This window comes from Parafannyhessea umbonata, assembly GCF_900111255.1.
Lineage (GTDB): Bacteria > Actinomycetota > Coriobacteriia > Coriobacteriales > Atopobiaceae > Olsenella_J > Olsenella_J umbonata_A.
The window spans coordinates 1-5875 of record NZ_FOGP01000008.1 but is presented as its reverse complement, the minus strand read 5'-3'; the positions used below and the strand labels follow the sequence as shown (position 1 = coordinate 5875).

Genomic DNA, 5875 nt, shown 5'->3' with positions numbered 1-5875 from the left:
TCTTGAGGTATCGACGGTCCATGTGCCACCATCGGTCAGGACATAGGCAAGCGTGTAGGTCCCTTCAGAAGAGGCGCTCAGATAAACGCAAGAGCTGGGATTGCTCTCGGTCAGAGCGGGCTCGAGTCCATCCTCAGTGACAGCATCAACCTCATGGAGATCATCCTCCGAAGAGTCCGATACATATATATTAGATGCGTCAGTCGGAGAAGTCGCCACGGCACCGGGTTCGGAACTGTTGTCTTCGCTCTGCCGTGTATCGTCACTCTCCCTGGACCCAGCAACCACTGTCCCCTGAGCTTCAGTCCCGTCCGCAGAGGGGTCCCCCTCTGCACAAACGTCCCCAGCAGACACGGGAGGCTCTGTGGCGGAGCTGACCTCCGAAACTGGTGCGGATTGCGAGACCACACTGTCTACCTGCTGATTTACAAAAGTTGAACTCTGAAAATCGGCATAGTTGTCCTGTTCGCTTGGCTCCGCAATGACAGAATCGGCCCCATCCGCCCCCGCCTCATCCGCAAACGCGAACGAGGGAGCGGCCACGAAGACGGAGAGGAGCGTCGCCGCACAGGCAACCATGACGCCGCCGACGAGGGCGCGCCACACTCCCCTTTCCTCCTGAGCCGTGTATGTCATTACGTTTTTCATCTCAAACCTCAAAGTCACTAGGTTTTGCGCTTCCGCTGCGCCATGTGGATCGTTATGGCGCAGCGCTAGTCAACCAACCGCTTTCGCCTCAATGCATAGACGCCAAATGCGGACGCAACAAGAACCACGCCCACGGGGGCAAGCGGATTAAAGATGTCCCCGGAAGCGGATTGCGAGACGTTTGAGTCACCCACAACCGCAGGAGCAGGCGGCTCGATTGCCGTCGGCTCTTCGGCAGCCGCCAAAGCGGCAGCATCAGGTGAAGAAGCCGGCTCAAAAATTGAGGAATCAGTTCGAGTCGCATTACTAGACTTTGAACCGGCCTTATCAATCAAAATTGAACTATTGGAATTACTGGCGGCGTTATCTCCAACGCCCACCTCAGATGAAAGATCAGCCTGGGACGGAGAAAAGAGATTCGTACCAGAAGAGCTCCCCGATGCCGGAGGCACAGACTGACCACCCCCGTCTTCGGCCACATTCTGGTTATCGGATGATTCTTGGCCGCCCGTCTCGTTCGAGCCTGTTTGGTCCTGATGCTGCCCAGGATTCTCCTGACCATCGTCAGAAGAAAACTCTGAGGCGTAAACGGCCTTCAGGGTGACGGATCCATAAGAAGCGTCGTCACCATACCAAGAGGTATACACATCCGCAAAAGACGTATCGTCCGACACGGCAAGCATCTTTCCCGAACCGCTACGATACGTCCAAACCACTTCGTTGACGGGAGCGGCAACAAGGGCATCGTAGACGGGAGAAAGGTCCCGCGAATCCCAGCTGACGCCGACTCGATTGTTGGGCTGCCCATTGTCGCCAGCACTTAGACCGGAGACGTCAAACTCTACTTGATAGTCATTGCGCATGACAAAGGTGCCGTAGAGCTGAAGGGGTGCGTCGGCATTAAAGAACTCACCCGTCTTCCGAAGCTCTTTACGCAGCTCATTCACAATATCACCGAACTTCATTGAGTCGGGGCAAAGGAAGTCGGTGCTGAGTGAATTGTCCATGTTGCGCTCAAGCTTATAGAAAAACTTGCCGACCTTATAACCAGGCTTGGGCTTATAGGTAGTGTTGAAAGTATCGGAATTAACGCCATTCTCCTCAAAGGCAACAATAGAATCCCAGGTAACGTTAGAGCGATAATTAACTGCACCACCGTCGTAGAAGCTTCCGTCATCGTCCACGACGCTAATAACATAGGAATAGAAACCAGGAACGAACAACAACCGCATGCGGTCAAAGCCAGAGCCGGTGACCGTTACGGAATCAGTGCTCGCATAGCCTGCAGATGTCCTAGACGCAAAGACATAGCCATCAAAATGGTTCATAAAATCGGGATCAACGTCGCGAATATTAACTGTCGTGCCGATTGGAGCGGATTTCTGCACGGAATCCATGTCGTCAGGGCCATTCAATAGATTGCCGTTAGGATCACACTTCACATAGGTGATGACGTAAGAAGGATCAAGTGCGGAATTGTTCAAATCTGAGTCTGAAGAAGGAATGAGGTTTGCGCAGCTAGACACCTGAGTCGCATCGATTTCACTCTGGCACGAATATGCCAACGGGTTTTCATCTGACAACGCTTCGGTATCCGATTCACCAGCAGAAGATGAACCCGTATCAGTCACAACGTAAAGGTCGGCACCGATGGAAGATCCATCCGACACAGTAGGCCGCGCGGAATAATCCTCACTTGTGTCGAGCGCGATGCGATCGTAATCAACGACAGCAGGATAATTGGAAGCAATTTGGTCGCCTGCGATAGAATCGCCAGGAGGTTCGTTGGCGTACGACATAGTTGGGGCCGCAAAAAGAGCCGTCGCAAGCGAGAGCGCACCCGCGACGACGGCAACGCACGCCATACGAGTGACTAGGGGATGTCCCTTTCGGTGCAAGGGGGTGGCATCTCCGCACTGAGTCGAAATACCGAGAAGTGTTGTGGGATCGAAGAACATGGCAGTACCTTTCAACGTCTCGCAAGCTTCAACTGGCATTAAGCTAAGAGAAATCGACCTAAATATAGACACTAATATAGTCTCAAATACATATGTATTTGTCAAAGTGGCATAAGGACAACAGCCAAGGTGATTTTCACAGGTAGATGCCTATTTCTGTTATTGTTAGCAGCCGTTCACGGAATCGATTTTGGGCGAGCGGTATTGCCCTCAATAAATAACCATCTACCACCTCAAATGTCCGAATTCACCAAGCTGAAAATCAATATGTTTAACAATATGCAAATTTATCGACAATTCGTTTATCAATCAGCAAATTTCATCCACCCGGTCGACAAGAAATGTGGTAATGATTAACATATTGATATCTATGCTCGCACGTTATCATATGACATCGTTCTACCTGCTGCTACATGCCTGCTAGCTATCATGCTAGCAGGCATGTAGCAGCAGGTAGATAAGTCACAGTCCCAGAACAACAATGCAGGGAACACCAGGCATCACGGACTGGATGAAAAGCACCATGCACGCACGAGCCACGCAAGCCATTCTCGGCGTCTACCCCCCAATCGCGCCTTAGGACGTCCACAAGCCAGAAACCTTCAATAGACAGATATGAACGCTCATGAGGCCAAATAGGCGCCGTCGATGGCGTTGACAAAAAAGGCACGGCCCCGCGAACGGGGCCGTGCCAGAGGAAAAATGTCCTTCTCCCCTACCCGCTATGCTTCTTCCCGATCATCGTTACGACGCCTCAGCACAATGGCTGGGAGAATAAGCGTAACAGCAGCGCCGATGAGGACGATAGCGAGGGATCCGTCAAAGAGGTCTCCAGTCTGCGGAATCCTCTCACCCTTGCCGGCCACATTCGGGCCAATGTTCTTGGCGGACGCGGGAGTCGGCTCGATAACGTCGCCCTCGGACTCGACGACGTCATCCTCAAAGATCGGGGTGAGCGTGACCTTGCCAGTAACGATGAGCTTGGTCGGATCGTCGATGGTGCCGGTGTGGATGACGCCGTCCTCGTCGAGGATGACATAGGTCCAGCCGGAAATGTGCTTGCCGGAATCGGGGATGACCGTCACCCAACCCTCGGGGATGGGCTCGCCATACGGAATGGGCTCAGGGTCGCCACCGATGATGGTACCGCCCTCCGTAGGCTTGGAAACCTCGATCTCGAAGGTCAGCTTCTCCCACTCGGCGTAGAGAACCGTAGTGCCATCGGGCATCGTCCAGCCCTGGGACAGATCGTAGTGGATTCCGCTGTAGTCAGGCTCGGTATTCCAGCCCACCAGCTTGTAGTGCGGGCGACGGAAGCCGTCCTCAATAGTCACCGTAGTGTCCTCGGTACCGCTGTCGAGCGTGATGTGGGTGCCATACGGCTTCACGACGTCTGCGATGGTGCCCGTAGCATCCTGGGCGTTCTTGTCGTAGATCAGACGGCCCTTGTTGATCTCCCACTCAGCGTAGAGAACCGTCGTGCCCTCGGGAAGCTCGAAGCCATCGAACGAGAGGTCGTAATGCGTACCGGACAGGTCTGCCTTGGTGTTCCAGCCAAGAAGCGTGTAGTGATCGCGCTTGAAGCCGTCAGTCAGGTCAGAAGGCGTCTCGATGTCGTTCTTGCCGGAGTCGAGCGTGAGGATGGTGCCGAAGGGCTCGACGACGTCCGCGATGGTACCCGTGGCATCAGAAGCGTTCTTATCGTAGATGAGCGTAGCGGGATCGTTCTTCTCGAACAGGGCCATGTACGTCTCGCCATACCAGAGGCCGTCGGTGACATTCTGAATGGAGGCAAAGGCGAGCTGCGTCATGTCTGTAGGCAGGTCATTGAACCCGGTCGTGGAGGCCGTCATGAGAGCAGAGGTCAGCAGGGATGCATCGAGACGGATCCACTTCACGAAGTGCCAGCCGGGGTTCGGTGCGGCAATCGCGCCAAGCGCAGTGCCGGAGACCACGGTGATGGTCTCGGAGCTGCGGGAGACTGTGCCGGCCGAGGCATTCGCACTGAATGCGCCGGTAGTCGTGTCAATCTCACCAGTGACGTACTTGAGCTCAATCTCGTTCTCGATCCACTTGGCGTACAGCGTGATCTGGTCGAGGGCTGCAGCGGGGCTCAGGGTGTCAGAGATCGTGTTGTACTGATCCGTGGAGTCGATATCGAAGACGTTGCCGTCCGCGATGTAGGTCCAGCCGCCGAGATGATAACCCTTAGGAGCAACGATTACGGAGGCGTCGACGGGCTCGAGATCGCCGGCAGTCCAGGCAACGTGCTCCCTGTCAGCGGCTGTCACCGTACTCGCAGGACGGTATTTCGCGCCAACGGAGATGTAGTTGTTGTCGTAGACGACCTTGAAGTCGCTCTTCTCCTGCCAGAGGCCATAGAGCGTAAGGGTCGTGACATCAGTGTCAGAAGCCGTCGGATCGACCAGCAGGACGAGCTGACCATACTTGTCTGTGGCGACGACGTTCTTGCCGGAGCCATCGGCGGCCGTGTTCCAGCCAATCAGGGTGTATCCGCGGCGGCTGGCGCTGTGAGCGTCGAGGCCGTCCTGAGCCCAGAAAGCATTCTGGATGTCTGTCGTGGCAGGAACGCCATTGTCAACGTAGTTGGGATCGTAGATGAGGATGTAGTCGGACCTGCGAACGAACACAAGCTTGAGCTCCTGGTCGGTGAGCGTGGGATCGAGCGTGATGGAGTCGATGCCATAGTTCGTGGTGGCGGGTACGTCGAAGACGTAACCGGGGATATGGCTGACGTTACTCCAGTTGTGCGTGGCGTCCGCCATCGTGGAGGGTGTGATGACGGTTCCTTCTACATCGGTGCCGTGGCCAGTAAAGCCGCCGTAGACTAGCGTCGCCCCGTTGTCGTCAGTAGTCCAGTAGGTGACCTTGTAGTCGACCAGCTTGAGCCAGGCGGCATACAGGGTGACCTCGGCCTGAACAACGTTGGGGTCGACGGCGTCAGAAAGCGTGGAGTAGGCGGTAGTGCCAGGCGTCACGGCAATGAGAGCGCCAGTGGCATCCACGTACATCCACTTGTCGAAGACATAGCCGGTCTTGGTGGGATCAGTGGCCGGATAGAGATCGGTTGTCGACCAGGTAGCGTCGGTCTTATCCACGGACACTGTGGTAACCATATCGGCGGAGTCGATGTAGTGAACGATGAAGTTGTTAATCTCGTCCCAGATCGCGAAGAGCTCGATCTGGTCGCCGTCGGTGGAGCTGAGGTTGAGGACGGACTGCGCGTCGGTGTACGCGATGCCCGTGCC

At 55.3% G+C, this 5875-nt stretch carries 2 protein-coding genes; both read right to left on the bottom strand.

What is annotated here, in order from left to right; translation table 11 throughout:
- Positions 1-713 precede the first annotated feature (713 nt).
- A complete protein-coding gene (locus tag BMY31_RS08595; RefSeq protein ID WP_143327770.1) occupies positions 714-2606 on the bottom strand; it encodes a hypothetical protein in 1893 nt (630 codons plus the stop codon).
- Between the two features lie 722 nt (positions 2607-3328).
- Positions 3329-5875, bottom strand: a 2547-nt coding sequence (locus BMY31_RS08590) for an InlB B-repeat-containing protein (protein ID WP_180371397.1), incomplete at its 5' end; no start/stop codon positions are given.